We start from the raw sequence: 24,106 nt of genomic DNA on the forward strand, positions 1-24,106 counted from the left end.
TCAACGCCCGTCGGACCGTGTTCAGGATCGGATTGAGGCGGCCTCCCGTCGTTCCTCGAGACGGAAAATCCCATGTTTTTATATGGAAGAACCTGCTATCCCGAGTCAGCAGCACGTTAGACAGGCTGCTGCGCACCGCGGATGCCGTGTGTATGGGGTGCCCGGCAGACGCGGGCGAGCGATGGGGGGAAACCATCCACCACCAACCGATCCACTGGGGGGATCGCCTGTTTCCGTTTTTTGCGGTCGTGATGGAACGGCGAGCACGATGCTCGAGCGTCTCGACGCCTCAATCGCCCTCGAGGCCCTTCACCGCTCGGTTTCGGTTTCCGTTCCTCGAGTCTCTCGATTTCCCGCCGTCCGCGGCGGAACGCGCCATTAATGTGTCTCGACTCCCGTAGCCGGATACATGGAATTCTGCGACGAATGTGGCTCGATGATGAAGGCGGACGATGGCTACTGGGTCTGTGGAAATGACGAGTGCGGCGCCAAGAAACCGAAAGGCAACAGCGACGAGTACGTGGTCACCGAAGACCAGGAGGCCACCGAGGTGATCGAGTCCTCCGACGAGACGTCGCTCCCGAAGACCGAGGCCCGGTGCCCCGAGTGTGGTCACGACCAGGCGTACTGGTACCTCCAGCAGACGCGCTCGGCGGACGAGTCCGAGACCAGGTTCTTCATCTGCGCAGAGTGCGAGTACAAGTGGCGCGAAGACGACAACTGATTCTCGCGGAATCGATCACTCGAGTTCGTCGTTGACGCCCGTAGCGAGCGAACTCGATAGTTAATCACTCGACAAATAGATCACTCGAGTCGAGCCACGAGCAGGTACCCGGTGTGGCCGACGGGAGCGGTCGATGGCCGCGATCCCCGGTCGTCGAAAGTCATCTCCCGCTGAATGGTTTCGCGGGTGACGACACTCGAGAGTCCGGCATTGCGGGCGGCCTCACTGGTCTCGCGCGCCGTCTCGACGAACGGGCTGTAGACGGCCACGAACCCGCCCTCGACGAGGAGGTCGGGCGTGTGCTCGACGATGGTCGGCGCGTCGCCGGTATCGAGCGTGATCACGTCGAAGCCGGGACCCGCGGCGAGGGTTTCGAGGTCGTCTCGAAGATCGCCCGTTCGAACCTCGACGTCGCTCGAGACGCCACCGAGGGCCATGTTCTCCCGCGCGACCTCGGCGAACTCGGGGTCGCGCTCGTAACTCACCACGGTCGCCCCGGCGCGGGCCATCGAAGCCGCGAGGACGCCGGTGCCGGTACCGGTGTCGAGCACGCGGTCGCCGACGCCGACGCCGGTCTCGCCGAGTACGAGGCCGACGTCGCGGGGCACCATCGGGGCGCCGGTGCGCTCGAAGTGATGGAAGAGGTCGGGGCCGCGGAGCTTTCGGACGCGAAACTCGGTGCCGAGGTGGGTCTCGAGGACCTGCCCTGGTTCGACGTCGGCAGGGACCTCGAGGACACCGAGGTCGGAGCCGAACTCCTCGCTGGGCTGGACGAGGTGTTCACGGTCCTCGTGGACGAGCAGGACTGGCGGTCGGTCGGTGGGTTCCGCTTCGGTTTCGCCTTCGGCTACCGGTTCGCCCGCGTCGCTCGCGTTCACGTCTGCGTTCGTGTCTCGCTCGACAGTTCCACTCTCGTCTCCGTCGTCAGGTAATCCCGTCACGCGAGTACCGGGCTCACTCGAGGCGTTCGACTGCGGCCGCGAGGTCGCCGTCCTCGGCCTCGAGGGCCTCGCGGGCCGCGTCGTCGCTGACGCCGGTACGAGCGGCGACGATTTCGACGTCGGAGTCGGGGATGGCCGACCCGGTATCGGCGCCGGATTCGTCGGTGTCCGCGTCGGCGCCGCCAGCGTCGCCGGCGCTCCCGCGCTCGCGCTCCTCGGGCGTCCCGATGACCTGGTAGGTCTCTTGGCCGCGGGCGTCCATCTTCGTGACATCCGCGTCGGTGAAGACGAGGTCGTGGTCGGCCGTCCGGATGATGACCTCCTCGGCGTCGAGTTCGTCGACGTCGATCCCCATCTGTTTCATCATCTGTTCCATCTTCCGTGGATTGAGTCCGCCGCCACCTCCAAACATACTCGAGACGTGGCCAGCCGCGGGCAAAAACCCACCGGAACCGTCTCTCGCGTCTCTCGCGTCTCTCGCGTCCCTCGCGTCCCGCAACGTTCTTTGGGGCCTTCGCGGCCTCCGCGTCTGTTGAACCCTCGTGCCCTTCGCGTCCGTTGTACCCCGCGTCCCTCGGGCCCGCTGCGTCTCTGTTGGCATCTCGACTCGAGCGACGAAACTTGAGATACGACTCACCGGAAACTTCCGGACTCCTGGGAATCGCCGCTCTCGAGGCCGTCACGTCCGCGCCAGCTCCACAGCCCGAGAACCATCATCGTGACCCCGAGGATCGCGATCACCGCCCAGACGCCGATCTGGGTCGCCGTCAGCGCCGATCCGGTAAACAGGGTGGTCGCCTGAAGCAAGAACGCGACGAGCAACAGCAGGCCGAACAGCGAGGCGATGGCGACGCCGATCCCCTCCCGGATCGCCCATTGAAGCTCTTCGGCGTCGCGGTCGGCCGTCTCGGTGTGGTCACGCGATCGAATTTCCTCGTCGGCGTCGACGTAGCCGGGCGTCGCCCATGGCGTCTCGAGGTAGCCGATCACGTACGAGAGCGTGGCGCCGGCGACCATCACGATGGCGAAGGTAACCACTCCGGCGACGAGCGTCGGTGGGGCGAACAAGAGCGTGATCACGGCAGCGGCGACGACCGCCCCGCCGAGCATGACCAGGAATCGTCGGAGTCGTGGAAGCATACTGCATCTATGTCATCGAGTAACATAGGCCTATCACCGGTCAGTATACTGGCTCGGGTCGAGACCGACGTACGACCTCGACCGCGCGACTCGGGGACTCGAGAGGACGGCGGCTTCGAGCGCGCGACAACGCTGACGGACGGTCGACACCTATACGGCTCTCGTCGACCGATAGCGAGCCAATGACCGACGAGCACGAGGGAAAACGGGAGACGGCCGCCGCGTTCGACGCGGCGAGCGACCACTACCTCGACAGCGACGTCCATCGCCACGGCGCCGACCTCGAGCGACTGACGTCGTGGTGTGCGGATGCGACGCGTGCCCTGGACGTCGCGACGGGCGCGGGCCACACCGCTGGTGCCGTCGCCGTTCGAGGTGTTCCGACCGTCGTCGCGGCCGACGCCGCCCCGTCTATGGTCGAAACCGCCGTCGACGCCTTCGGCGGCCTCGAGGGGGCCGTCGTCGACGCCGAGCGCCTTCCGTTCGCCCGCGACGCGTTCGACGCCGCCACCTGTCGGATCGCCGCCCATCACTTCCCGAATCCGACGGCGTTCGTGAACGAGGCGTCCCGCGTGCTCGAGTCAGGTGGAACGCTCGCACTCGAGGATAACGTAGCGCCCCCGGACCCGACGCTGGGCGAGTTCATCAACCGCGTCGAACGGCTCCGTGATCCGACCCACGTCGAGTCATACACGGTCGAGCAGTGGCACGAGTGGCTCCGAGAAGCGGGGTTCGCGCTCGAGGAAACAGTTCAGTTGCGAAAGCAACTCGAGTTCGAATCCTGGGCCGACGGCCAGTCCTGTACCGGCGAGGAGCGAAAACGGGTCGAACGAACGCTACGGGAGGCCACCGACGAGGCGGCCGAGACGTTCGACATTCGGGTCGAAGACGGTCGCGTCGTCTCGTTCGCGCCGTGCAAGGCGCTGATTCGGGCGCGTCGGCTCGAGTGAAACGGGCGAAATTACTTACCTAGTCGTCCGTCCGACTCGCTCCGCTCCGAACGTTGACGGCCATCCCCGACTCGAAGTCGAGGATCGACTCGCCGTCGAGTTCCGCTCGACCGACCGCGAGCAGGTCGCCCCGCTCGTGGGCGACGAGCACCTCGTCGCCCGGCCGAATCTCGGGCCCCGCCTCGAGGACGAACTTCGAGAAGACGTTCTTACCGTCGCGAACGAACGGTTCGCTCTCGTCGTCGACGACGACGCGGTACGCCGGCGGCTCGAGCGCGTCGTGGAGGCGGCGTCCGCCCTGGAGGCCGAGGGTGAAGCGGCCGTCGGTGCCGAAGGAGACGATTCGCCCACGGTCAGCGTGAATCTGCTGGGGGCGACCGGACGTCGTTCGTTCGATGCGCCGATCCTCGTTGGGCGGGAACAGCGCCGCGCCGGCGCCGGCCCCGAACTGGTAGTCTGCGATGGTCCGCAGGTCGGCGTCCTCGTCTCTCCCCCTCTCGTCGACTGCGTGCCCGCTCATTCTTGTTCTCTACCGCCCGTTCGCGCGGACTCGAGGAAAGGGCTTCGGAACCCGCCCTGCCTCACGGATTGGCACTTGCCCGGTGCTCTCCACTCACGGCGACTCGAGCACTCGCTGCACGGCCTCTGCCCCTGCTCGAACGGCGGCCGTTTCGACGTACTCTCGTGGGGAGTGAGCGACGGCGCCGTCCTCGTCCGCTAGCACCCCTGGTCCGAAGACGACGGTGGGTGCGTAGGCGGCAAAGTAGGAGGCCTCGGTGGCGGCCGTGAACGGGCGCACGTCGCCCCCGCTCGCCGCTGCGAGGGCGTCGACGACCGGCGCCTCGGTATCGGTCGCCCAGGCCTCGAGGAACGGCGTCGGCCGCTCGGTGAAGGCGAAGTCGACGCCAACGTCGGCGGGAACGGCCGCCTCGAGGTGGGCCACCAGCGCTCGCTCGAATCCCTCGGTGGTTTCGGGTGGAACGCTCCGCCGATCGACCGTGAGTCGAACTGAATCAGGCACCTGATTGGTCGCGTCGCCGCCCTCGACGACCGTCGGCGTGAGCGTCGCGGCCCCGAGGTCGGGGTGGGCGGGCGGTGCGTCCTCGCAGTCGTCGAACGTCTCGAACGCCCCCAGAACCTGCTCGAGGGCGGCCACTGCGTTGACGCCCGACTGCGGTTCGGCGGCGTGAGCGTTCGCCCCCGAGAGTTCGATCGTCCCCTCGAAGCGCCCCTTCGCGGCGGTGCAGACGTCGAGGCCGGTCGGCTCGCCGACGATGACGGCGTCGGCGTCCCGAATAGGCGAGTTGGGCCGGGAGACGAGGGCGTGGGCGCCCGTCGAGAGGAGTTCCTCGTCGGGGGTGATCGCGAGCGTCACTCGACTCGCTGTATCGGCCTCGAGAAACGCCGCGAGCAGCGCGGCGACCTGTCCCTTCGCGTCGCAGGATCCACGGCCGCGGATTTCGCCGTCTCCGACCTCGAGCGGGACGTGGGGCGAGACGGTGTCGATGTGCGTGTTGAGGAGGTAGTGTGAGGTGCTAGATTCGTCGTCGTTCTCGAGACCGCCACTCGAGCCCCGCGTCGCCAGCACGTTCCCCGCCTCGTCGACCGTCGCCTCGACCCCGTGGTCCTCGAGGGTCTCGACCAGAAAGGCTCGCATCTCCGCGACCCCGGCGTCGGGGTGGGAAGGGATTTCGACCGCGGCCTCGAGGAACGAGATTGGGTCGAATCCCTCCGAATCCCCCGTCACGGGTCGAACGACGAGAAGTGAGTCGTCTGTACCTCGCCGTCGAACTCGTGTTCGACCGGGCCGACCAGGGTCGCGGTGTCGCCGTCGAAGACGACCTCGAGGTCGCCGCCCGGCGGGCTAACGGAAATCGAGTTGCCGTCGACGAGCCCCAGTCGGCGGGCGGCCGCGGCGATGGCCACCGCACCGGTTCCGCAGGCGTCGGTTTCGCCCTCGACGCCGCGTTCGAAGGTTCGCTGGCGGAAGCCGTCTGCACCTGGGCTCGCGAGGTTCACGTTCGTCCCCAGCGGGAACGCATCGGCGTGACGAACCGGCTTCGCGACAGCCTTGAGGTCGACCGCGTCCACGTCGTCGACGAACGCGACGGCGTGGGGGACGCCCGTGTTGACGACCGTGACCTCGAGTCCCTCGATGGGTTCCTCGATCACGGGCTCGTCCGCGAGTACGGGGATCGACTTCGGGTCGAAGGTCGGTTCGCCCATTTCGACGGCGATCCGGTCGTCCTGATCCTCATCGCCGCTCCCGTTGCTCCCGTCGCTCTCCACGCGATAGGCGTGGCGCGTGCCGGCCTGAGTATCGATCATGACCTCGTCGCTCCCGGTGCGCTCCATCGCCCACCGACCGGCGCAGCGGGCACCGTTGCCACACATCGGCGCCGTCCCGCCGTCAGGCTGGACGAGCGTCATAATTACCCGCGGCGGGTTGTACCGGTCCTCGAGCGCCAGGAACAGGATGCCGTCGGCGCCGACGCCGGACTCGCGGTCGCACTCGCGACTGGCGAGGCCTCGCCGGTCGGGGACGTATGTCTCGGCGTCGATCACGAGGAAGTCGTTGCCGGTCCCGTGGTACTTCTCGAAGTGGACGTCGGCGAAGGCGCTCATCGGGACACCTCCCGCGGTGGGCCGCGGTTCGGTTCGTCGCTATCGCTCCCGCCGTCTCCACTTCCAGCCGCCCGCTCTAGTCGAAGCACGTCCTCGAGCGTCTCGCGGAGCCTCGAGAGCGTCGCCGCCCCGTCGGGCTCGAGGACGACCGAGGCGGGCCGCGGGCGCGAGTTGTACGTACTCGCCATCTCGTAGCCGTAGGCGCCGGCGTTGCCGATCGCGAGGAGGTCGCCACGGGCCGTCTCCGGGAGCGAACGATCCGTACAGAAGACGTCCGAACTCTCGCAGATGGGACCCGTCACCGTTTGCGGATTTTCTGGACGGTCGACGGCGTCGGCCTCGAGGCTCCGGATCGGGTGGTACGAGCCGTACATCGCCGGTCGAGCCAGCGTCGTCATACCCGCGTCGACGCCCACGACGGTCGTCTCCGGGGTGTCCTTGACCGTGTTTACCCGCGTCAGGAGCACCCCGGCGTCGGCCACCAGGTACCGGCCGGGTTCGATCGTCAGTCGGGCGTCGACCGCTCCCAGCGCGTCACGCGTGGCTTCGGCGACCGCCTCGAGGTCGAGCGGCGCCTCGTCCTCGCGGTAGGGGACGCCGAAGCCGCCGCCGACGTCGACGAACTCGAGGCCCGCCTGCGCGTCGGGAGCGGCGGCCAACGCCTCGTTCAGCTCTCGCGCGAGGTCGCCCATCCGGGAGACGAACTCGCGGTGAGCGTCCAGGTCGTCGCTCGAGACGCCGGAGCCGACGTGAGCGTGAATACCGACGACGTCGAACCCGCGTTCGGCGGCGTTGACGGCCGTCTCGACCGCTCGATCGGCGGGAACGCCGAACTTCGCGTCCGCGCCCGTCCGGACCTTCTCGTGGTGGCCCGCGCCGATGCCGGGGTTGACGCGCAGGCAGAGGCGGCCGTCGTAGCCGCGTTCCTCGAGCCTGTCGATGGTATCTTCGGCGCCGGCGGTGATCGTCAGGTTCGGGTGTTCGTCGGCCGCCTCGACGGCGACGTCCAGGTCGGCCGCGGGCGGGTTGACCGCCGTGTAGTGGACCCGCTCGCCCGGCGCGCCCGCCTCGAGCGCCCGGACGAGTTCGCCGGCGGAGGCGCACTCGATGCCCGCGCCAGCCTCGAGCAGCGTCTCCAGGACGCTGTCGAGCGCGTTCGCCTTCGCCGCGAACATGATCTCGCTCTCGGGGAACGCGGTCTCGAGTCGCTCGTAGTTCTCGCGGACGCGCTCGAGGTCGAGGACGTACAGCGGCGTCCCGTAGTCGTCGGCCAGGTTCCGCAGGTGGCTCGCGCTCCAGTCGCCGAGGCGGCGTACTGGCGGGTTCGGTACCCCCGATTCGGCGGCGCTCATCGGTCCCGTAACACCTCCTCGCGCTCGGAGCGCTCGAGTGTCCGGTCCTCGAGGGCGGTCGCGACGACGGCAGGCTTGTAGGCGCCGCCCTCGAACAGGTCGTGGTCGCTGATCGAGGACTCGACGAACCGGGTGAAGGCGCGGCGCTCGGCGGGCAACTCGCCGTAGATGACCTCCTCCTCGACGAGGTCGTAGACCGGGATCCGCGGCGTGAGCAGCGTGTTCTCGCCGACGACGGAGTTCTCGCCGACGACGAATCCCGACGTCACGCGACAGCCCGCGCCCAGCGAGACGCCGTCTTCGATCACGACTGGCGCGCTCTCGACGGGCTCGAGGACGCCGCCGATCAGCGTGTTGGCGCCGAGCTTGACGTTCGCGCCGATCTGGGCGCACGAACCCACCGTATCGCAGGAGTCGACGAGCGTTCCGTCCCCGACGTGGGCGCCGACGTTGACGAACGCCGGGCTCATCAGGATGCAGTCGGAGCCGACGTGAGCGCCCCGCCGAACGACCGTGCCGTCGGGCGTGTTTCGAGAGCCGCGCTCGCCGAAGTCGCTCGAGTCCGCGAGCGGGAGCACGTCGTTGTAGGTGACGCCGCCGTACTCGCGGGCGCGGGTCTCGCGCAGGCCGAAGTTGAGCAGGATGCCCTGCTTGACCCAGGCGTTGGCCTCCCACGCCCCATCTTCACCACGGGGTTCGGCCGCGCGGACGTCGCCCGCCTCGAGCGCGTCGAGGAACGTCTCGAGCGTCGCGAGATCGTCTTCGGTCGCCGACTCGGCGTCGACGTCGTTCGCCTCGTAGCGGTTCCACAGGTCGGTGATCGCGGACTCGAGTGCGCTCGCGTCCGCGTCCGCGTTTCCGTTCGAATTCGCGTTCCCGTTCGTACTGCCGTCGGTCGATGGGTTCATGCTGAAAGTACCTCCGCAAAGTCGTATCGGCCGGGTTCCTGGTCGGCCAGCCAGACCGCCGCATCGACGGCGCCGGCGGCGAAGACGCCCCGGTCCTCGGCGCGGTGGGTGAGTCGTAGTTCCTCGTGGTTGCCGGCGAGGACGACCTCGTGCTCCCCCGTTACGTTCCCGGCTCGTAGGGCGTGGACGCCGATCTCGCCCGGCGTTCGTGGCTGTTCGCCCTCGCGGCCGTGCACTCGATTACCGAAGTCGCCAGCCGCTTCGATCTCCTCGAGCAGCCGGTTGGCCGTCCCGCTCGGGGCGTCGCGCTTGCCGTTGTGGTGGGTCTCGACGAGTTCGACGTCGTAGCCGGGCAGGCTCGCGACGGCGTCTCTGACGAGCGCGAGCAGCGCCTGGACGCCGCGAGCGAAGTTTGGGCTGTGGAGCAGCGCGGTTTCGTCGCCGTAGGCCTCGAGCTGGGACGTCTCGTCGTCGGAAAACCCCGTCGTCCCCGTGACGAACGGGACGCCCGCCTCGGCGCAGGCGGCGGCGTACTCGAGTGCCGACTCCGGACCCGTAAAGTCGATTACGACGTCCGGGTCGCGCTCCTCGAGCAGGAGGTTGATCTCGAGAGCCGACTCGATCTCGATCCCCTCGAGGCGCTCGACGTCGGTGCTCCGGTTGACCGCGAAGGCGACCTCGCAGTCGTCGCGGGCCGTGAGCACGCTGAGGACGCGTCGCCCCATCCGGCCGGCCGCGCCCGTGACGCCGACCCGGACGCTCATCACTCGGCCTCCGCCCGGGAGGTGGGCCGGTTCTCGAGGTCTTCGAGGACGGCCTCGAGGTCGTCGCGGTACTCGTCCTGGAGGCGGGTGAGCGGCGGGCGTAGCCTTGCGGGGCCGTACCCGCGGATGGCCATCGCCTCCTTGACCGGGATGGGGTTCGTCTCGACGAAGAGTTCGCGCATCAGCGGCCCGAGTTCGTGGTGGATGGCCCGGGCGCGCTCGTAGTCGCCCTCGAGGGCGGCCCCGACCATCGCGACGGTTCGTTCGGGTTCGATGTTGGCAACGACGCTGATGCCACCGCGCCCGCCGATCGAGAGCATCGGGAGGGTGAGCGCGTCGTCGCCCGAGAGCACCGAGAAGTCCGAGTCGGCGGTCCGCTCGACGATCTCGCCGATGACGCCGAGGTCGCCCTCGGCGGCCTTGTAGCCGCCGATGTTCGGGTGGTCGGCCAGTTCGACGACCGTGTCTGGTTCGATCGTCCGGCCCGTTCGCGAGGGCACGTTGTAGACGATCTGGGGTACGTCGACCGCGTCCGCGATGGTTCGGTAGTGCTCGAGCAGGCCGCGCTGTTCGGGCTTGTTGTAGTACGGCGAGATCAGGAGGAGGCCGTCGGCGCCGGCGTCGGCCGCGCGCTCGGAGAGTTCGAGCGCCTCGCGCGTGTTGTTCGAACCGGTTCCCGCGATCACGGGCACGTCGTCGACGGCGTCGATCACCGCCTCGAGCACGCGAACGTGCTCGTCGTGGGTCAGGGTGGCGGACTCGCCGGTGGAGCCGACGGGGACGAGGCCGTCGACGCCCGCGGTCTCGAGGCGCTGGGCGTCCGCGCGGAGTGTCTCGTAGTCGATTCGCTCGTCGGCGTCGAAGGGCGTGCACATTGCCGGGAAGACGCCCGTGAAGTCGATGTCGTTATCGTGTGTCATTGGTGTGGGTGTGGGTTTGTGGGCCGTGGACCGTGGGTTCTGCACTCGAGAGCGGCGCGAAACGACCGAGCTGCCCTCTGAAGCGTGAATTATTAGACCGTGCGTTCGATCCGAAACGTGCCCGAAACGAGGGTGCTAATCTCGCAGTGAGCACTCTTACGCACGTTTTTTCGATTTTGTGGGGCGAAAACGAGGAGTCGCGTCGCTCCGGGCCGACGAACGGGCCTCGACCGCGAGCGTGACGCGACGCATACGAGACACACGGCAGTCGAGGAACTTATCGGTTGCGCCTCTCATCAAATCTGCCTGGCGTGTTATCACGCGACGGATTTCAGCGTCGGTCACGCGGGTTGACGGCTCGAGTGGGGGTTCTAGTGGATCGCCCGATCGATTGGGCAGCAGCCCGAGTTTCGGGCAAAAACCGGCTCGAGGCCGTGACTTCCCGCGATATTTATACGTCAGAAACGCTAACTGGAGCGCGTATGAACGACTTTGGATTGAAAGTCCGGATGGCAATCGTCGGTTCGATCCTGTTCGGCTTCTACCTGCTCGGGGGGCTCGTCTTCGCCGCCGCCTTCGGCGCGCCGCTGTACCTCGTCCTGGGCGTCGGGATCATCGTCGTCCCGGCGATTCAGTACAAACTCGGGCGATGGATGGCCGTCAGGAGCGTCGGCGCCGAGGACATGCCCGAATCCGGGCAGTACCAGGAGATCCACCACATGACCGAAACGCTCTGCGATCGGATGGGCCTCGAGACCAAACCCCGGCTCATGGTCGCCGACATGGGCGTCCCCAATGCGTTCGCCACCGGCCGCAAGGGCGCCGGCATCGTCGTCGTCTCGACCGAACTCATCCGCTTACTCGAGCGCGACGAACTCGAGGGCGTCATCGCCCACGAACTCGCCCACATCAACAACCGCGACGTGATCACGATGGTGCTCGGCCAGTCGATCGGCATGATCGTCAGCTACGCCGTCTTCTTCGTCGTCCGCGGCCTGGGCGAGAACAACATCGGGAGCTTCGTCCTCGCGTACGTCGCCTCCATCGCGGCGAACTTCCTGGTCATGCTGTTCGTCATGGCGATTAGCCGCTACCGTGAGTACGTCGCCGACGCCGACGCCCGCGAGGCCATCGGCGCCGGCGACCCGCTGGCTCGAGCCCTCGAGAAGATTTCCCGGGGCGCCGAGGGGCGCGAGTCGAGAATCGACGACAGCGTTAGCGCGCTGTGCATCCTGAACACCGACCGGAGCCTCCTCCAGCAGGTGCTCTCGACGCACCCGCCGACGGAGAAACGCATCGCGCGACTCCGGAATTGATCACGCACCGGATTCGATCTTCTTACCCGCCCGACTCGACCTGAATCTCGCCGATCATCGTCCCGATGTGCACTTCACAGACGTACTGGGTCATCTCCGACGTGGCCTGGAGCGTCAGCGTCTGGGTTTCGCCCTCCTCCTCGATAATCTCGGTCTGGTAGTCCTCGACGACCTCGTCGTTGTCGTCCCAGATCACGATGTTGTGTGGCTGGCCGTCGGCGTTCTCCCAAGTGATGTCGTACTCCTGGCCCTCGGTCAGGATGAGCGTCGGGTTAGTCTCACCCTCGATTGGCGCCGGTTCGACGCCCTCCCACCCCTCGGTGACCCCGTCGAGGACGATTTCGTCGACGCCCTCCCACTCGCTGGAGCCACCCGCGGCGGTTTCGTTGTCGTCTCCGGTCTCGTTGCCGGCCTCAGTCTCGTTATCCGTTCCGCCAGCACCGGTCTCGTTTTCGTCGCCACCACCCGTTGTCTCGTTGTCACCGCCGGTGGTGTTGTTCTCCCCCGGTCCTCCCCCTTCCGTGCAGCCCGCGAGCAGTGCCAGGGTGACACCGGCACCCGCGGCGGAGAGCACTCGCCGTCGTGATACTGAATTGTCTCTTTCCATGGGACTCCCTTCACCCGTGAGACGGATAAGCCAATACCAGTCACTCGCATGGTTCGCGATCAGCGAAAGGACCGAATTTGGCCGCCTCGAGTCGATTTGGCCCCATTTTCCCTACCGGCGTTCTTTTCACGACATTGGAGATGGAAGCGGTTTTCACGGTGGCCCGCACAGGACACCGTATGACAGACGTTCATCCGGGCCAGCGCGTCGCGGTTCTGGTCGACGCGCAGAATCTGTATCACACCGCCCAGAGCATCTACAGTCGAAACATCGACTACTCTGAACTCCTCGAGGAGGCCGTCGACGGCCGTCAACTCACACGTGCGATCGCCTACGTCATCCGGGCCGATTCACCCGAGGAGGAGAGTTTCTTCGAGGCGCTGTACGACATCGGCTTCGAGCCCAAGATCAAGGACATCAAGCGCTTCTCGGACGGGACGAAGAAGGCCGACTGGGACGTTGGGATGAGCCTCGACGCCGTCACTCTCGCCAACCACGTCGACACGATGATCCTCTGTACCGGCGACGGCGACTTCTCGAGGCTGTGCTCGCACCTGCGCCACGAGGGCGTCAAGGTCGAGGTGATGGCGTTCGAATCCTCGACTGCCGAGGAACTCGTCGAGGCAGCCGACGACTTCGAGGACCTGGGTGAGCGCCACGAGACGTACCTCCTCTAACGCGCGTTGGCTTTCTCGCTCTCCGGCTTTCTCGATCGCTCTCGAGTGTCCGTCTTCGTCGTGTCTATCTTCGCCGTGTTCGTTCACTTCTTCCCGGGTCTGTCGCTCCCACAACCTTTGGTACATTAAGTATAGTATGTCTCGACGGCGGACTCGAGCTACCGTCTCGGTCCAGAAATCGCTCGAGCTCCTCGCCCCTCACTCGCCCATCGACGGCACCTGAACGCCGTTGAGCGCGCTGTCGATCACCGTTGCCCGATCGACGCCGCGAACGTCCGCTTGGGTCGTCAGCACCAGTCGATGGTCGAGGACCGGGTGAACGACCGCGTGAACGTCCTCCGGGGCGACGTAGTCCCGCCCGGCGAGCACTGCTCGCGCCCGACTGGCCTCGAACAGTCGCTGGATGCCCCGCGGCGAGACGCCGACCTGGACGCGGTCGTCGGTACGGGTCGCCCGGCAGACGTCGATCAGGTACGCCCGTACGGCGGGCTCGACGGTCACCGTCTCGGGAACGTCCTGTAGCGCCAGCACCGCCTCGCGGTCGACGACGCTATCGACCGTGGGCGTCCTGGACTGGCGACTCGCCCGGCGGTCGATCAGCGTCAATTCGCCGTCGCGGTCGGGGTACCCCATCGACGTCTTGACCATGAACCGGTCGATTTGGGCCTCCGGGAGCGGGAACGTCCCCTCCTGCTCGACGGGGTTCTGGGTCGCGATGACGAAAAACGGCTCCGGCAGGTCGTACGTGTCTCCGGCTACCGACACCTGTCCTTCGCCCATCGCCTCGAGTAGGGCGGCCTGGGTCTTCGGCGGCGCACGGTTGATCTCGTCGGCCAGGACGACGTTCGCGAATATCGGGCCGCGTTCGAACTCGAAGGTCGCGTCGTGTTCGTTGTAGATGTGCGTTCCCGTGATGTCCGCCGGGAGCAGGTCAGGCGTGAACTGGACGCGGGTGAACTCGAGGTCGAGCGCCGTCGCAATCGTCTGGGCGGTCAGCGTCTTCCCCGTGCCGGGGACGTCCTCGAGCAGGACGTGGCCCTGCGCGAGGATGGCGGTCAGTATGGTCTCGAGTCGCCCGGACTCGCCGACGACGGCGGTCTGGATCTCCGCGAGGGTGGCCTCGCCGGTTCGCGCGGCCTCGGGAACGTTCATGTCTGCTGTCACCGCGGGAGCACTATATACGGTTCGGCCGTTTCGTCGCGCCGTCTTCCGAATCGCCGCTGACTCACTCGCCGCCGACTCACGCGCCGACGCGTTCACGCGCCGCTGACGAGCGCGATCACGACGAACAGCGTCAGCACGGACGCCACCGTCGTCACGAAGACGTTGAGCGAGGCGAACCGTTCGTCGCCGCCGAGTTCGCTCGAGAAGACGTACGTCGAGACGGCCGTTGGCATCGCCAGCATGACGACCGCGGCGGTGAACGTCGCGTCGTCGACCGCGAGTGCGGAGAAAATCGCCCAGGCGACGGCGGGCATGACCGCGACCTTCATCGCGGTCACGGCGCCCGTCGCGACGGGATCGAGTTCGGGTAGATCGAACTCGAGGGAGGCACCGACGCAGACGAGTGCGAGCGGAAGCGCCAGGGTGGCTAGGACGTCAAGGCTAGTGACGAACGGCCCCGGAACCGATAGGCCGACCGAGCCGACGACCATGCCGGCGACCAGCGCGAGCAAGACGGGGTTCTTGAGGAGGCGAACCAACTGGCGTCTCGCGCTCGTTTCGGCCCCGTTGAACGCCACGAGAATCGTGATCGTCAGGGGTGCCTGGAGGAGCGTCGCGATGCCGAGAATCACGCTCGCGATCGCGGTTACGCTCGCATCGAAAGTCGCCGCGACGAGCGGAATCCCCAGGTAGCCCAGGTTCGAGTGGTACGACTGGACGACGGCGACGCTCCGCCGGGCGCTCGAGTCGCGATTGCGGTGGACGGCCCACGCCAGCGCCGCCGTGGTCGCCAGGACGGCGACGATGCCGACGAAGAGAGCCGGCGAGAGCAGCGACGCGATCGCCTGGTCGTAGGTGGCGACGAAGATCAGGGCCGGCAGGGCGACGTAGTAGGTGGCGGCGTTCAGTCGCGTCGTCCGCGTCGCGTCGAGGATTCCGGCCGATCGGAGCCCGGCCCCGGCGAGCACGACGGCGAGCAACGCCAGCAACCGGAGCAGAACCTCCATGCCCGTCCCCAGTGGACTCACGGATTTGATCGTTCGGATCTCGGTCGCAGTCGCTTCGAGTCCACTTCTTCGAGTCCACTTCTTCGAGTCCGCTTCCTCGAAGTTCGCTGCTTCGCACTCGCCAGCCTCATCGTTCGCTGATCCATCGTCGACGCCAGTCTCGAGCGCCGTGCCGTCGGGAAGCCACCGTATCGTCGGGAAGCTACCGTGCTCGAGTTTAAATACCAGTGGGCGCCAGGAGCGACCATGGTCGAGGTTGAGGCGACGGCGACGACCGTCTCCGGGGTGGCGTTCGTCTGTGCGACGGTGTGGAACACGTACTCGACGCCCCAGCGCGTCCGCGTGCGAAGTACCGTGCCCGGGCCGACGTGGGCACCGCGAGACGGCGAGGGGGCGACGGCTGAGTGGTCGAACGACGAGTGGACGGCCCGTCTCGAGCCCGGCCGTCGCCGGGGGTTCGGATTCGCGACGCCGGTGTCCGAGGCGGTTGACGACGCGGCGGCGGCAGAGCGGGCGCTGGTATCCGACGGATCCGCCGATCCTACGGGCGCTCGAACCGATGCTCGAACTGCCGATACCTCTGACGTTCGAACCGACGCTCGAACCGAACTCGAGGCAGCACTCGAGTCACCAGTTGAACTCGTATCGACCGAACGGGCGGACAGCGGGGACGAACCGGCCCGACCGGACGATGTCCTGGCGTCGCTCGCGCCGTGGGCGCCGGTCGGTGCGGTTCTGGACGGTGGCTCCTACTGGGATTCCGATGCCACGCGCGATTCGGATCGTGATCCCGAACCCGGCCACGATACTGGTTCTCCCCCCGTGCCCGCGGACCGTTCTCGAGTCACCAACTCCACTCGAGCCCATCACTCCTCTGGAGTCGCCCACTCATCTCGAGTTACCCACCCTCCTCGAGACCTCCCAGAGCGATGATCGTTGCCGTCGCCGGCGGAAAAGGCGGCGTCGGCAAGTCGACGATGGCGCTAAATCTCGGCGCCGAACTCGGAGCGGTCGTCGTCGACGCGGACCTCGCCGCCGCCGACCTCCCGGCCGGATCCGGACGCGGTCCGGACCTCCACGACGTCCTCGTCGGCCGGGCGACGCCCCTGGACGCCGTCGATTCGACCGGTCCCGTCCGGCTCCTCCCCTGCGGTCGAACCCTCGAGGGCGCTCGAGCGTCGGACCTCGCCGAACTCCCGCGCGTCGTGGACGCACTCGACCGACGCTACGGCCGCGTCGTCGTCGACTGCCCGGCCGGACTGGCCCGCGACGTGGGAGTACAACTCGCCAGCGCGGACGCGGCGGTGCTCGTCACGACGCCGTCTAAGGTCGCCATCCACGACGCGTACCGAACCCGCCAGCTCACACTGGCGCTCGAGACGCCGCTCGCGGCGGTCGTGGTCAACCGATCGCGTTCCCGTCGCGACGAACGCCTACTCGATCCAGTCGAGCGCCACTTCGGGGCACCTGCGGTGCGGGTCGAAACGCGACCCGCAGTTGCCGAGGCGCAGTCGATGGGCCGCCCGCTTCGCACAGTTGCGCCCGCGTGCCCCGCGCTCGACGCGCTCGAGACACTCTCGCGGGTGATCGAACGCCGTGCTCGTCGATATTCCGAACACGTCGAAACCCTGTAATTTTTGCCGTCCGGAACACCTTTCCGAACCGTCCGTCGATCTGTATCCATGACGGATCTTCGATCACCTGCCGAGACTGCCGTTCGACAGTGCCTGGCCCTCGAGTCCGACGAATCGTGCGTCGTCGTTACTGACGACAAGCGGGTCGAGATCGGGGCGGCCCTCTACGAGGTGGCGAGCGAGGTCACCGACGACGCGGTGATCGTGCGCTACCCACCGGGGGAGACCCACGGCGGCGAGCCACCGTCGCCGGTCGCGGCGGCGATGGCAGACGCGGACGTCGTCCTCGCGCCGACGAGCAAGAGCCTGAGCCACACCCGTGCGCGAACGGAGGCCAACGAGGCCGATGCTCGCGTCGCGACCCTTCCCGGAATCACCGAGGACGTCTTCACCACTGGCCTGGACGCCGACTACGAGGCGATCGCGGCTCACTGCGCGGACGTTCGCGAACAGGTCGACGGCGCCGACGAGGTTCGCGTGACGACGCCTATCGGCACCGACGTCACGTTCGGCATCGGCGACCGGCAGTTCCTCTCGGACACCGGCATCGTCCACGAACCCGGCCGGATGTCGAACCTCCCTGCCGGCGAGGTGTTCGTCAGCCCCGAGACCGCCGACGGGACCTTCGTCGTCGACGGGACCATGATGCCCCACGGGTTGCTCGAGCCAGGTCAGACGCTCGAGTTCGAGGTCGAAGACGGCCTCATCACCCGGATTTCGGATCCGGAGATCCGCGAGACGGTCGAGACGGCGGCCGAGGAGGTCGGCGACGCAGCGTACAACCTCGCGGAGCTGGGCATCGGGACGAACGTCGCGGTGACGACACTGGTCGGGAGCGTCCTGCTGGACGAGAAGGCGGCCGGGACGGTCCACATCGCGATCGGCGACGATGCGGGGATCGGCGGCGACGTCGAGGCACCGATTCACCTGGATGGGATTCTCCGCGAGCCGACGGTGTACGCCGACGGCGAGGAAGTGAGGCAGCCGACGGGCGAGTAGTCGTTCTGGGGCGTCTCCGTAGCCGTTATCGGATTTCGTCTCGAGGGATCATTTTCCTGCGGACTCGTCGCTCGAGCCAGGGTCTCGCTCGAGAGCAGTCACGACTCGCATGCCTCATTCTCCTCCTCCATAGCCGCCTCCCCCTCCCCAGCCGCTTCGCTCGCCGCTGACTCGCGAATCCCTCGCACGAGGTCGACCCGCGGCTCACCGCCGGTTCGCCGCGGCCCGGCGCGCGCCACGGCAGGTGGTCGCAGGGCTGAAGCGGTGGATCCACCTCGAGCGCCCGACCCGCTTCAATCGTCTTTTACGCCCGGAGCCTGTAGAGGCGTGCTATGAGCGATACCCACGCCCAGGACCAGGACCGCATCCCGACGCCCTGTCCGTCGTGTTCACCCGACCTCGAGACGGTCCACGAGGTGCTCTCGCCCGGCGGCGGCAGCCTCACCGTCCGCTGTGGCGAGTGCGGCCACGTCCACAAGATCCAGCCCGAGCCCGACCGCGAGGTGACCCTCGACGTCGTCGTCTCCCAGGACGGCGAGTCCTTCACCGCGAACGTGACCACGCCCGAGGACGAGACCGTCGAGGTGGGCGACGAGTTCCTCCTCGAGACCGATGACGTGCTCGCGACCGTCCGGGTCACGAGCGTCGAACTCGAGGGAGACAAACGCGTCGAGTCGGCCCCGGCCGACGAGGCTGCGACCGTCTGGACCCGCGAGGTCGACAACGTCTCGGTCAATGTCACGATCCACCCCCAGGACGGCCGGCGAGAGGATAGCCGGAGTCTCACCGTCTACGTCCCCGGAGACTACGAGTTCACCGTCGGGGAGACCGACTCCTTCGGCGACGACGAGTTCGAAATCGACGCGTTCGTCGTCCGCGGCGACGCCGAGGGCTATCACCGGGATCGCTTCGAGGAGCCCGGCGACATGGCCTTCGCGAAGGACGTCAAGCGGGTCTACGCCTACGACGAGACGAGCACAGCCTGGTCGGCCTGGTAGGCGGCTTCTGCTCGCGACCACAATCACGAACGCTCACGCTCGCGATAACGACTCCGACCCTGATCGAGAACGAAATCATGACCGACGACGCTCCCCGAGACCGACGCGACGAACGCGAACGACTCGCCGAGACCGTCGCCGCTCGTAACGGGCTCGACGACCGCGTCAAGTCGGCGCTCGAGGCCGTCCCTCGGCACGCGTTCGTCCCCGACGACCGGCAGACGAACGCCTACGTCGATCGCCCGCTACCCATCGGCAACGGCCAGACGATCAGCGCCCCGCACATGGTCGCCGTCATGGCCGACGAACTCGCCCTCGAGTCCGGCGACGCCGTCCTCGAGATCGGCACGGGGTGTGGCTACCACGCCGCGGTCACCGCCGAACTGGTCGGCGCCGACAACGTCTACAGCGTCGAGTACGATCCCGAACTCGCCGATGACGCACGGGGGCGTCTCGCCGACCTCGGCTACGAGGGCGTCGACGTTCGGACCGGCGACGGGCGCGACGGGTGGCCCGAGAACGCCCCCTACGACGCGGCCTACCTGACCTGCGCGGCTCGCGCGTTCCCCGACCCGGTGGTCGAGCAGGTCCGCCCAGGCGGCCGACTGCTCGCTCCGCTCGAGGGCGGGTTGGGCTCGCAGACGTTGACGTTCGCCCGTAAGCGCGAGAACGGCCCCCTCGAGCGCGAGGAACGCGGGGCGGTGCGGTTCGTTCGGATGCGTGGTTGAGACAGGCGGCGAGCGACCGGGGCAACGAACGAGTACGCGTGCTTTTTCGACCCCGCGGACCATCGACGACCAGAGACGACTATGTCACAGTCACGCGCGACGCCATCGTTCGAACTCTGCTTACTCCTGCGCGCCGCCCGCGAAACCGGCGCGCTCGAGGCGCTGATGACCACCGCGGAAACGCCGACCGACCTGGCGAGCGAAACCGACCTGACCGAACGCGCAGCCGAGACGCTCGTCGACGTCCTCGAGGCCGAGGGATTCCTCAAGGACGTCGGGGGCGCGTACGAACCCACGAACCGCTCGCTCGGCTTCCTGGCGAAGGCGGACGTCCGATCCATCGGGTCACTTCCCGCGACGCTGGACCGACTGGACCGCGGCCTCGAGGCCGACTGGCTCCTGACCGACGACCGGCCGACCGAGACGGACACCGAGCGGCGAAACCGCCTCGGGAGGGCAGCGGCCGCGGTCGAGGCGACAACCCGCGCGCTCGTCACCGCGGCGATTCGCGTCGCTCCCGAGGCCCGGCGCGTCCTGGAGGTCGGCGGTGCGCCGGGAACCCACGCCGTCGAGTTCGCCCGCCGCGGGGTCGACGTCACGCTGTACGATGAGTCGAAAGCCGTCGCCGACTCGCAGGCTATCCTCGCCCACGAATCGGTGGACGTGCTCGAGGGAAACGTCCCCGATGGGTTGTCGGAAACGCTCGAGGGAATTGACGGATTCGACCTGATCGTTGCTGTCGATCAGCTGTCGCGACTCGGTCCAGCGGCGAACGAAACCCTCGTCGACGCCGCGGTGGACGCTCTCGCTCCCGGCAGCTGGCTCGTCGTCGCGGAACGACTCGAGGGGCCGGCAGCGACGCGGTCCGCCGTGGAAACCCTGCTCGAGACGCCGGCGGGACGCGTCTACGCGACCGATCGGTATCGCGAGTGGTTCGAGCGAGCGGGCCTCGAGCGGTGGACCGTGGAGTCGGTTCCCGGTACGGCGTACATTGTGGTCGCTGGGCGGCGCTCGCTCGCCTGACGTGACACCGAGTTGCCCACAGCAAGCGAGTCGTTGATTACCGTCGCGGCGATACCGTTTCTATGGACCCGGCGGTACTGCGCGAGGACATGGTCGACGGCCTCGTCCACGAGTCGAAAGGCGTCCTCACGGACGAGTCGCTCGCCGTCGCCATGCGCGACGTCCCGCGCCACGAGTTCGTCGAGGACGAGTCGGCAGCCTACGCCGATCGTGCCCACGAGTGTCACGGAACGCGCGTGCTGTCCCCCAGCACGGTCGCGCGATTACTCGAGGCGCTCGCTCCCCGACGCGACGACTCCGTCCTCGTCGTCGGGGCTGGCGTCGGTTACACCGCCGCCGTTCTGGCGGAACTCGTCGGGGAGACCAACGTCCACGCCGTCGACATCGCCCGCCCGATGGTGTACGAGGCACGCGCGAACCTCGAGCGAGCAGGGTACGGCGGCGTCCTCGTCGACTGTCGAGACGGGGCCCGCGGATTGCCGGCGTACGCCCCCTTCGATCGGATTTTACTCGAGGCGGCGACCGTTTCGCCCCCCAGGGAACTACTCGAGCAGTGTCGCGAGGGCGGCCGGATCGTGTATCCGCGGGGCGCTCAGCCCCAGCGCCTCGAGGCGCGTCGGCCCGACGGCACGACCGAGCGATTCGGCGCCGTCTCGTTCGAACCGCTGCTCGTCGACGGCGAGCAGGTCGGGGCCGTCGAGCGCAACCGGACGGCTCGAGAGGACGTCGAACACGCGACGCGCCGGGCCCAGTCCCGAAGGGGCTGGGAACGAGAGTGGATCGAGTGGGATAGCCTCAGTTCTCGATGACGACGATTTCGGTGTTCGACTGATCGTCGACGTAGTCGGTGTTCATCGGTGGGACAACGTCGACCTGGAGCGTCCCGGTTCGCTGGCCCTGCCTGAGCGTCGGATCGAGTCGCAGGGTGACCGTACCGTCGCTTCCGGTCTCTCCCTTGACGGCCGAATCCAGCCAGGCGTCGTCGCTCATCACAATGACGGTTGCGTCTTCGACGGTGTTGCCGTCGTCACCGAGGACGGTGAGATCGACGCTCGTCGTTTTCCCGGCGTCGACCGTCACGGGATCGATCTTGACGTCCGTTTCCGTCTCGGCCAGCGTTCCGATTCCGCCGAGCATGCTCATCATGATCGCCAGGCTCGCGACGCCGACGACGAGCGCGATGATCAACCTGATGGGGAGTCCTTCGATCGCCCTGTCGTCCGCGCCGAACCGATGTGGTGGTCGCATGGCCGGTCTGGCCGCTCGTTCGTATATAAATTCACGGCTGAACGATCCAGTAGACACTCGAGGGTTTCGAAAAGTGGGGTGGGGGGTTAAGGGGGGGGGTGGCGACAGTCTGTCTCAGATCGCCAACTATTGATATGGACGCGGGGCCATTAAAAATAGCTTCTATCTGTTTAGACGGTTCCAAATGACGATACTAATTAATTAGAGTCAGGTCCGAACGCCAGCGTAACCAGCTTTCGCTGGGCCGCTCGCAGGTGATAGTGGTAGGTCGGCGGCGTCACGTCGAGGGCCGCGGCGAGGTCCTCGCCCGTGCTCTCTCTGGGCCACTCGAAGAACCCGCTGTAGTGGGCCGCCTGCAGCGCCTCGAACTGCTTGGCCGTCAGCGACTCCTCGAGGCGCGCGTCGAACCGGGTGCTCGAGACGCTCGCCGTCGTCTCCCGGCGAGCCGTCAGCTCCGTCTCCGGAAAGTGGTCTCGGATCGATTCGACCAATGCCCGCGTATCGATCTGGCTCGGGACCGACAGCGCGATGGTCGTTACGTCGTCGCTCGTCGTGGTCGACGTCACGTGGGCGTCGTACTCTCGCAGTATCTCGACGAACGGCGTCGGCGTGATCGTCACCTCGAATAGCGTCGACTCCTCGCCGTCGGAGACGACCGAGAGGGAGTCGACCACCGCCCATCGCTCCGATAGCTCGAGGATCTCGTCGACCGGTGGTTCCTCGATCGAGACGAACAGGACGGTCTCCTGGGCCCGGTCGATGATTCCCTCCAGGGTAATCGTCCCGGAAGCGATCGTTCCGAGCCGATTGAACAGCATCTGCGGGTCCTGACACTCGAGTTCGATCTCGAGTCGACTGTCGGTGAGCATCGCCTGGGTGCGTTCGATCGATCGAATCGCGTGGCCGATCGTCTCGCCGAGTTCGCCCAGCACCTCGCGCTCGCTCTCGCTGATCGCGTCGGCCTGGGGGGCGTGGACCACGATGGCACCGTATCGCCGCTCGGCGTCGACCAGCGGCACGGCGAGCACCGTCTGGTAGCCGTAGGTGAGCGCCGCCTTTCGCCGGTCAGCCCACGCCTCGTCGTCGAGCACGTTCTCGGCGACCTGCACCGATTCGGTCTCGAGCGCGCGCTCGATCAGGGCCGCTTCGGGCGCCGCGGGCCCGTCCTCGCGAACCCGGTCGACGTAGGTGACGTCGATTCCCTCCCAGACGGTCGGCGACGGCGTCTCCTGGCCCGCGGTGATCCACGCACAGAGGTAGCGGTCGGTTTCGGCGAGGCGCTGACAGACCGTCCGCTCGATCTCTTCGCGAGTCGAGGCCTTGGCGATCCCACGGTTGATCGCCCGAACGATCTCGTTCGTGTGATTCAGCCGGGTCAGCTCCTCGTTTTGCTCGGTGAGCGTGCGGTCGTGCTCGCGTAGTAACTGCTCGCGCTCGGCCCGGTCCAGGGCAGCCTCGGTGTTGGCCCCCAGAATGTAGAGCAACTCGCGCATCGACTCGTCGAACCGGTCGGGTCGCTCGCTCCCGGCGACGACGACCCCGTGCGTCCCGAGGGGAACGACGAGTTTACTTCGGCTCACCGTGTCGGCGACGTCCGTCACCCCTGCTGCCCGGACGTTGGGGTAGTACTGCGGTTCGCCCTCCGAGAACGCCTCCCAGATCAACCCGTCGCCACGCCCGATCGTCTCCGCGGGTGTCAGCAACTGGCGCGTCTCGGCCGTCGAGGCCGCGTGCGCGAGCGTCCCTTCGGCGGGTTCGAACCGATACGCGGAGACGATCGGCACCTCGAGGATCGCGCCCGCGGTTCCGACGGCGGCCTCGTAAATCTCGTCCTTCGTCCCCGCTCGCATCAGGTCGCGCGTGGTGTCGTGGAGCGTCGTCAGCGTCCGTTCGTACCGCCGTTCGTTCTCCCGGAGCTCGGTCTCCGTCCGGTACTGTGAGACGGCGTTCGCGACCTGGTTCGCCAGCAGGGTGAACCGGTCGCTCCCGGGCTGTTTCTGGAGATACTGGGTCACCCCGGCGGCGATCGCCTCGCTCGCGATCTCCTCGGAGCCCTTCCCGGTGAACAGGATAAAGGGCAATTCCGGATCCCGTTCCCGGACAGCTTCGAGCAACTCGAGTCCGTTCGTGCTGGGCATGTCGTAGTCGCTCACGATACACTCGATGGGGTCGGTCTCGAGGACGTCGAGGGCCGCGTCCGCGCTCGAGACGTCCGTCGCCGCGATGTCATCACGTTCGCGCTCGAGCATCGTCGTCGTCAACTCGGCGAACCTGGCGTCGTTGTCGACGACCAGAACGCGCATGGTTTCGGTCACGTCAGACCACGCTCTGCGTCTCGAGGTGACGGCTCCACAGCGCCAGCTCTAACCGGGCGACTCGTG

26 protein-coding genes are annotated in these 24,106 nt (G+C 67.3%); 11 read left to right on the forward strand and 15 right to left on the reverse strand.

Annotation, left to right across the window (positions count from 1 at the left end):
* Positions 1-409 precede the first annotated feature (409 nt).
* Positions 410-724, forward strand: coding sequence for a transcription factor S (locus AC6I65_RS02720; RefSeq protein WP_497902554.1), 315 nt, complete (start codon positions 410-412; stop codon positions 722-724).
* A gap of 80 nt (positions 725-804) precedes the next feature.
* On the opposite strand, the gene AC6I65_RS02725 is transcribed toward AC6I65_RS02720, so the two are convergent.
* From AC6I65_RS02725 to AC6I65_RS02735, 3 genes are all read right to left on the reverse strand, one after another.
* Complete coding sequence (locus tag AC6I65_RS02725) at positions 805-1,602, reverse strand: methyltransferase domain-containing protein (RefSeq protein ID WP_497903148.1); 798 nt, start codon at positions 1,600-1,602, stop codon at positions 805-807.
* Positions 1,603-1,678: 76 nt separating this feature from the next.
* Positions 1,679-2,077 (reverse strand): nascent polypeptide-associated complex protein, encoded by a 399-nt coding sequence (locus tag AC6I65_RS02730; protein WP_497902555.1) that lies wholly within the window; start codon positions 2,075-2,077, stop codon positions 1,679-1,681.
* A gap of 221 nt (positions 2,078-2,298) precedes the next feature.
* On the reverse strand, positions 2,299-2,805 hold the full coding sequence (locus AC6I65_RS02735) for a hypothetical protein (RefSeq protein WP_497902556.1): 507 nt from the start codon (positions 2,803-2,805) through the stop codon (positions 2,299-2,301).
* A 182-nt stretch (positions 2,806-2,987) separates the two neighbouring features.
* On the opposite strand from AC6I65_RS02735, the gene AC6I65_RS02740 reads away from it, so the two are divergent.
* Positions 2,988-3,755: a class I SAM-dependent methyltransferase gene (locus AC6I65_RS02740; RefSeq protein ID WP_497902557.1), complete on the forward strand. Its 768-nt coding sequence runs from the start codon at positions 2,988-2,990 to the stop codon at positions 3,753-3,755.
* A gap of 19 nt (positions 3,756-3,774) precedes the next feature.
* On the opposite strand, the gene AC6I65_RS02745 is transcribed toward AC6I65_RS02740, so the two are convergent.
* The 7 genes from AC6I65_RS02745 to dapA all read right to left on the reverse strand — a co-directional run bounded on the left by AC6I65_RS02745 (position 3,775) and on the right by dapA (position 10,324).
* Positions 3,775-4,275 (reverse strand): PUA domain-containing protein, encoded by a 501-nt coding sequence (locus AC6I65_RS02745; RefSeq protein WP_497902558.1) that lies wholly within the window; start codon positions 4,273-4,275, stop codon positions 3,775-3,777.
* Between the two features lie 93 nt (positions 4,276-4,368).
* Positions 4,369-5,502, reverse strand: a complete 1,134-nt coding sequence (locus AC6I65_RS02750) for a M20 family metallopeptidase (protein WP_497902559.1) — start codon at positions 5,500-5,502, stop codon at positions 4,369-4,371.
* Complete coding sequence (gene dapF / locus AC6I65_RS02755) at positions 5,499-6,380, reverse strand: diaminopimelate epimerase (protein ID WP_497902560.1); 882 nt, start codon at positions 6,378-6,380, stop codon at positions 5,499-5,501. The genes AC6I65_RS02750 and dapF overlap by 4 nt, the downstream gene beginning before the upstream one ends.
* Positions 6,377-7,732: a diaminopimelate decarboxylase gene (lysA, locus tag AC6I65_RS02760; RefSeq protein ID WP_497902561.1), complete on the reverse strand. Its 1,356-nt coding sequence runs from the start codon at positions 7,730-7,732 to the stop codon at positions 6,377-6,379. Before lysA ends, dapF begins: the two co-directional genes overlap by 4 nt.
* A complete protein-coding gene (locus tag AC6I65_RS02765; protein WP_497902562.1) occupies positions 7,729-8,640 on the reverse strand; it encodes a 2,3,4,5-tetrahydropyridine-2,6-dicarboxylate N-succinyltransferase in 912 nt (303 codons plus the stop codon). The genes lysA and AC6I65_RS02765 overlap by 4 nt, the downstream gene beginning before the upstream one ends.
* Complete coding sequence (dapB, locus tag AC6I65_RS02770; RefSeq protein WP_497902563.1) at positions 8,637-9,404, reverse strand: 4-hydroxy-tetrahydrodipicolinate reductase; 768 nt, start codon at positions 9,402-9,404, stop codon at positions 8,637-8,639. The genes AC6I65_RS02765 and dapB overlap by 4 nt, the downstream gene beginning before the upstream one ends.
* Complete coding sequence (gene dapA, locus AC6I65_RS02775) at positions 9,404-10,324, reverse strand: 4-hydroxy-tetrahydrodipicolinate synthase (protein ID WP_497902564.1); 921 nt, start codon at positions 10,322-10,324, stop codon at positions 9,404-9,406. Before dapA ends, dapB begins: the two co-directional genes overlap by 1 nt.
* Positions 10,325-10,806: 482 nt before the next feature.
* On the opposite strand from dapA, the gene AC6I65_RS02780 reads away from it, so the two are divergent.
* Complete coding sequence (locus AC6I65_RS02780) at positions 10,807-11,640, forward strand: M48 family metallopeptidase (protein ID WP_497902565.1); 834 nt, start codon at positions 10,807-10,809, stop codon at positions 11,638-11,640.
* A gap of 22 nt (positions 11,641-11,662) precedes the next feature.
* Here AC6I65_RS02780 and AC6I65_RS02785 read toward each other — a convergent pair whose 3' ends face one another.
* The gene (locus AC6I65_RS02785) at positions 11,663-12,247 is read right to left on the reverse strand and encodes a cupredoxin domain-containing protein (RefSeq protein WP_497902566.1); all 585 of its coding nucleotides are present in this window, start codon (positions 12,245-12,247) and stop codon (positions 11,663-11,665) included.
* 179 nt (positions 12,248-12,426) lie between these two features.
* On the opposite strand from AC6I65_RS02785, the gene AC6I65_RS02790 reads away from it, so the two are divergent.
* Complete coding sequence (locus AC6I65_RS02790) at positions 12,427-12,924, forward strand: LabA-like NYN domain-containing protein (protein WP_253432602.1); 498 nt, start codon at positions 12,427-12,429, stop codon at positions 12,922-12,924.
* A gap of 198 nt (positions 12,925-13,122) precedes the next feature.
* Here the strand turns inward: AC6I65_RS02790 and AC6I65_RS02795 are convergent, their stop codons facing one another.
* Complete coding sequence (locus AC6I65_RS02795) at positions 13,123-14,076, reverse strand: AAA family ATPase (protein ID WP_497902567.1); 954 nt, start codon at positions 14,074-14,076, stop codon at positions 13,123-13,125.
* A gap of 104 nt (positions 14,077-14,180) precedes the next feature.
* Positions 14,181-15,095: an AEC family transporter gene (locus AC6I65_RS02800; protein ID WP_497902568.1), complete on the reverse strand. Its 915-nt coding sequence runs from the start codon at positions 15,093-15,095 to the stop codon at positions 14,181-14,183.
* Positions 15,096-15,341: 246 nt separating this feature from the next.
* Here AC6I65_RS02800 and AC6I65_RS02805 point away from each other — a divergent pair, with 246 nt between their 5' ends.
* The 7 genes from AC6I65_RS02805 to AC6I65_RS02835 all read left to right on the forward strand — a co-directional run bounded on the left by AC6I65_RS02805 (position 15,342) and on the right by AC6I65_RS02835 (position 21,286).
* Positions 15,342-16,028 carry a DUF7857 domain-containing protein gene (locus tag AC6I65_RS02805; RefSeq protein ID WP_497902569.1) on the forward strand — a complete coding sequence of 229 codons (687 nt, stop codon included), beginning with the start codon at positions 15,342-15,344 and terminating at the stop codon, positions 16,026-16,028.
* Positions 16,025-16,729, forward strand: a complete 705-nt coding sequence (locus AC6I65_RS02810; protein WP_497902570.1) for a MinD/ParA family ATP-binding protein — start codon at positions 16,025-16,027, stop codon at positions 16,727-16,729. Before AC6I65_RS02805 ends, AC6I65_RS02810 begins: the two co-directional genes overlap by 4 nt.
* A 48-nt stretch (positions 16,730-16,777) precedes the next feature.
* Positions 16,778-17,728, forward strand: a complete 951-nt coding sequence (locus AC6I65_RS02815; protein WP_497902571.1) for an aminopeptidase — start codon at positions 16,778-16,780, stop codon at positions 17,726-17,728.
* Between the two features lie 332 nt (positions 17,729-18,060).
* A complete protein-coding gene (locus tag AC6I65_RS02820) occupies positions 18,061-18,726 on the forward strand; it encodes an HVO_0476 family zinc finger protein (RefSeq protein ID WP_497902572.1) in 666 nt (221 codons plus the stop codon).
* A gap of 77 nt (positions 18,727-18,803) precedes the next feature.
* The gene (locus AC6I65_RS02825) at positions 18,804-19,454 is read left to right on the forward strand and encodes a protein-L-isoaspartate(D-aspartate) O-methyltransferase (RefSeq protein WP_497902573.1); all 651 of its coding nucleotides are present in this window, start codon (positions 18,804-18,806) and stop codon (positions 19,452-19,454) included.
* Positions 19,455-19,535: 81 nt separating this feature from the next.
* On the forward strand, positions 19,536-20,477 hold the full coding sequence (locus tag AC6I65_RS02830; RefSeq protein WP_497902574.1) for a class I SAM-dependent methyltransferase: 942 nt from the start codon (positions 19,536-19,538) through the stop codon (positions 20,475-20,477).
* A 62-nt stretch (positions 20,478-20,539) separates the two neighbouring features.
* Positions 20,540-21,286, forward strand: a complete 747-nt coding sequence (locus tag AC6I65_RS02835; RefSeq protein WP_497902575.1) for a protein-L-isoaspartate O-methyltransferase family protein — start codon at positions 20,540-20,542, stop codon at positions 21,284-21,286.
* On the opposite strand, the gene AC6I65_RS02840 is transcribed toward AC6I65_RS02835, so the two are convergent.
* Together AC6I65_RS02840 and AC6I65_RS02845 are read right to left on the reverse strand one after the other, a co-directional pair.
* A complete protein-coding gene (locus AC6I65_RS02840; RefSeq protein ID WP_497902576.1) occupies positions 21,273-21,725 on the reverse strand; it encodes a DUF7382 domain-containing protein in 453 nt (150 codons plus the stop codon). The genes AC6I65_RS02835 and AC6I65_RS02840 overlap by 14 nt on opposite strands.
* Positions 21,726-21,922: 197 nt before the next feature.
* On the reverse strand, positions 21,923-24,040 hold the full coding sequence (locus tag AC6I65_RS02845) for a bacterio-opsin activator domain-containing protein (protein WP_497902577.1): 2,118 nt from the start codon (positions 24,038-24,040) through the stop codon (positions 21,923-21,925).
* Positions 24,041-24,106 lie beyond the last annotated feature (66 nt).

The sequence above is a fragment of the Natronosalvus sp. KLKA75 genome, assembly GCF_059736265.1.

Bases quoted from the DNA above. Each gene is read 5' to 3' on its own strand.
- AC6I65_RS02830 (WP_497902574.1), top strand. From the start codon at position 19,536: ATGTCACAGTCACGCGCGACGCCATCGTTCGAACTCTGCTTACTCCTG.
- AC6I65_RS02795 (WP_497902567.1), bottom strand. From the start codon at position 14,076: ATGAACGTTCCCGAGGCCGCGCGAACCGGCGAGGCCACCCTCGCGGAG.
- AC6I65_RS02765 (WP_497902562.1), bottom strand. From the start codon at position 8,640: ATGAACCCATCGACCGACGGCAGTACGAACGGGAACGCGAATTCGAAC.
- AC6I65_RS02810 (WP_497902570.1), top strand. From the start codon at position 16,025: ATGATCGTTGCCGTCGCCGGCGGAAAAGGCGGCGTCGGCAAGTCGACG.
- AC6I65_RS02825 (WP_497902573.1), top strand. From the start codon at position 18,804: ATGACCGACGACGCTCCCCGAGACCGACGCGACGAACGCGAACGACTC.
- AC6I65_RS02815 (WP_497902571.1), top strand. From the start codon at position 16,778: ATGACGGATCTTCGATCACCTGCCGAGACTGCCGTTCGACAGTGCCTG.
- AC6I65_RS02790 (WP_253432602.1), top strand. From the start codon at position 12,427: ATGACAGACGTTCATCCGGGCCAGCGCGTCGCGGTTCTGGTCGACGCG.
- AC6I65_RS02735 (WP_497902556.1), bottom strand. From the start codon at position 2,805: ATGCTTCCACGACTCCGACGATTCCTGGTCATGCTCGGCGGGGCGGTC.
- AC6I65_RS02745 (WP_497902558.1), bottom strand. From the start codon at position 4,275: ATGAGCGGGCACGCAGTCGACGAGAGGGGGAGAGACGAGGACGCCGAC.
- dapA (WP_497902564.1), bottom strand. From the start codon at position 10,324: ATGACACACGATAACGACATCGACTTCACGGGCGTCTTCCCGGCAATG.
- AC6I65_RS02785 (WP_497902566.1), bottom strand. From the start codon at position 12,247: ATGGAAAGAGACAATTCAGTATCACGACGGCGAGTGCTCTCCGCCGCG.
- dapB (WP_497902563.1), bottom strand. From the start codon at position 9,404: ATGAGCGTCCGGGTCGGCGTCACGGGCGCGGCCGGCCGGATGGGGCGA.
- lysA (WP_497902561.1), bottom strand. From the start codon at position 7,732: ATGAGCGCCGCCGAATCGGGGGTACCGAACCCGCCAGTACGCCGCCTC.
- dapF (WP_497902560.1), bottom strand. From the start codon at position 6,380: ATGAGCGCCTTCGCCGACGTCCACTTCGAGAAGTACCACGGGACCGGC.
- AC6I65_RS02730 (WP_497902555.1), bottom strand. From the start codon at position 2,077: ATGTTTGGAGGTGGCGGCGGACTCAATCCACGGAAGATGGAACAGATG.
- AC6I65_RS02840 (WP_497902576.1), bottom strand. From the start codon at position 21,725: ATGCGACCACCACATCGGTTCGGCGCGGACGACAGGGCGATCGAAGGA.
- AC6I65_RS02780 (WP_497902565.1), top strand. From the start codon at position 10,807: ATGAACGACTTTGGATTGAAAGTCCGGATGGCAATCGTCGGTTCGATC.
- AC6I65_RS02805 (WP_497902569.1), top strand. From the start codon at position 15,342: ATGGTCGAGGTTGAGGCGACGGCGACGACCGTCTCCGGGGTGGCGTTC.
- AC6I65_RS02800 (WP_497902568.1), bottom strand. From the start codon at position 15,095: ATGGAGGTTCTGCTCCGGTTGCTGGCGTTGCTCGCCGTCGTGCTCGCC.
- AC6I65_RS02740 (WP_497902557.1), top strand. From the start codon at position 2,988: ATGACCGACGAGCACGAGGGAAAACGGGAGACGGCCGCCGCGTTCGAC.
- AC6I65_RS02820 (WP_497902572.1), top strand. From the start codon at position 18,061: ATGAGCGATACCCACGCCCAGGACCAGGACCGCATCCCGACGCCCTGT.
- AC6I65_RS02720 (WP_497902554.1), top strand. From the start codon at position 410: ATGGAATTCTGCGACGAATGTGGCTCGATGATGAAGGCGGACGATGGC.
- AC6I65_RS02835 (WP_497902575.1), top strand. From the start codon at position 20,540: ATGGACCCGGCGGTACTGCGCGAGGACATGGTCGACGGCCTCGTCCAC.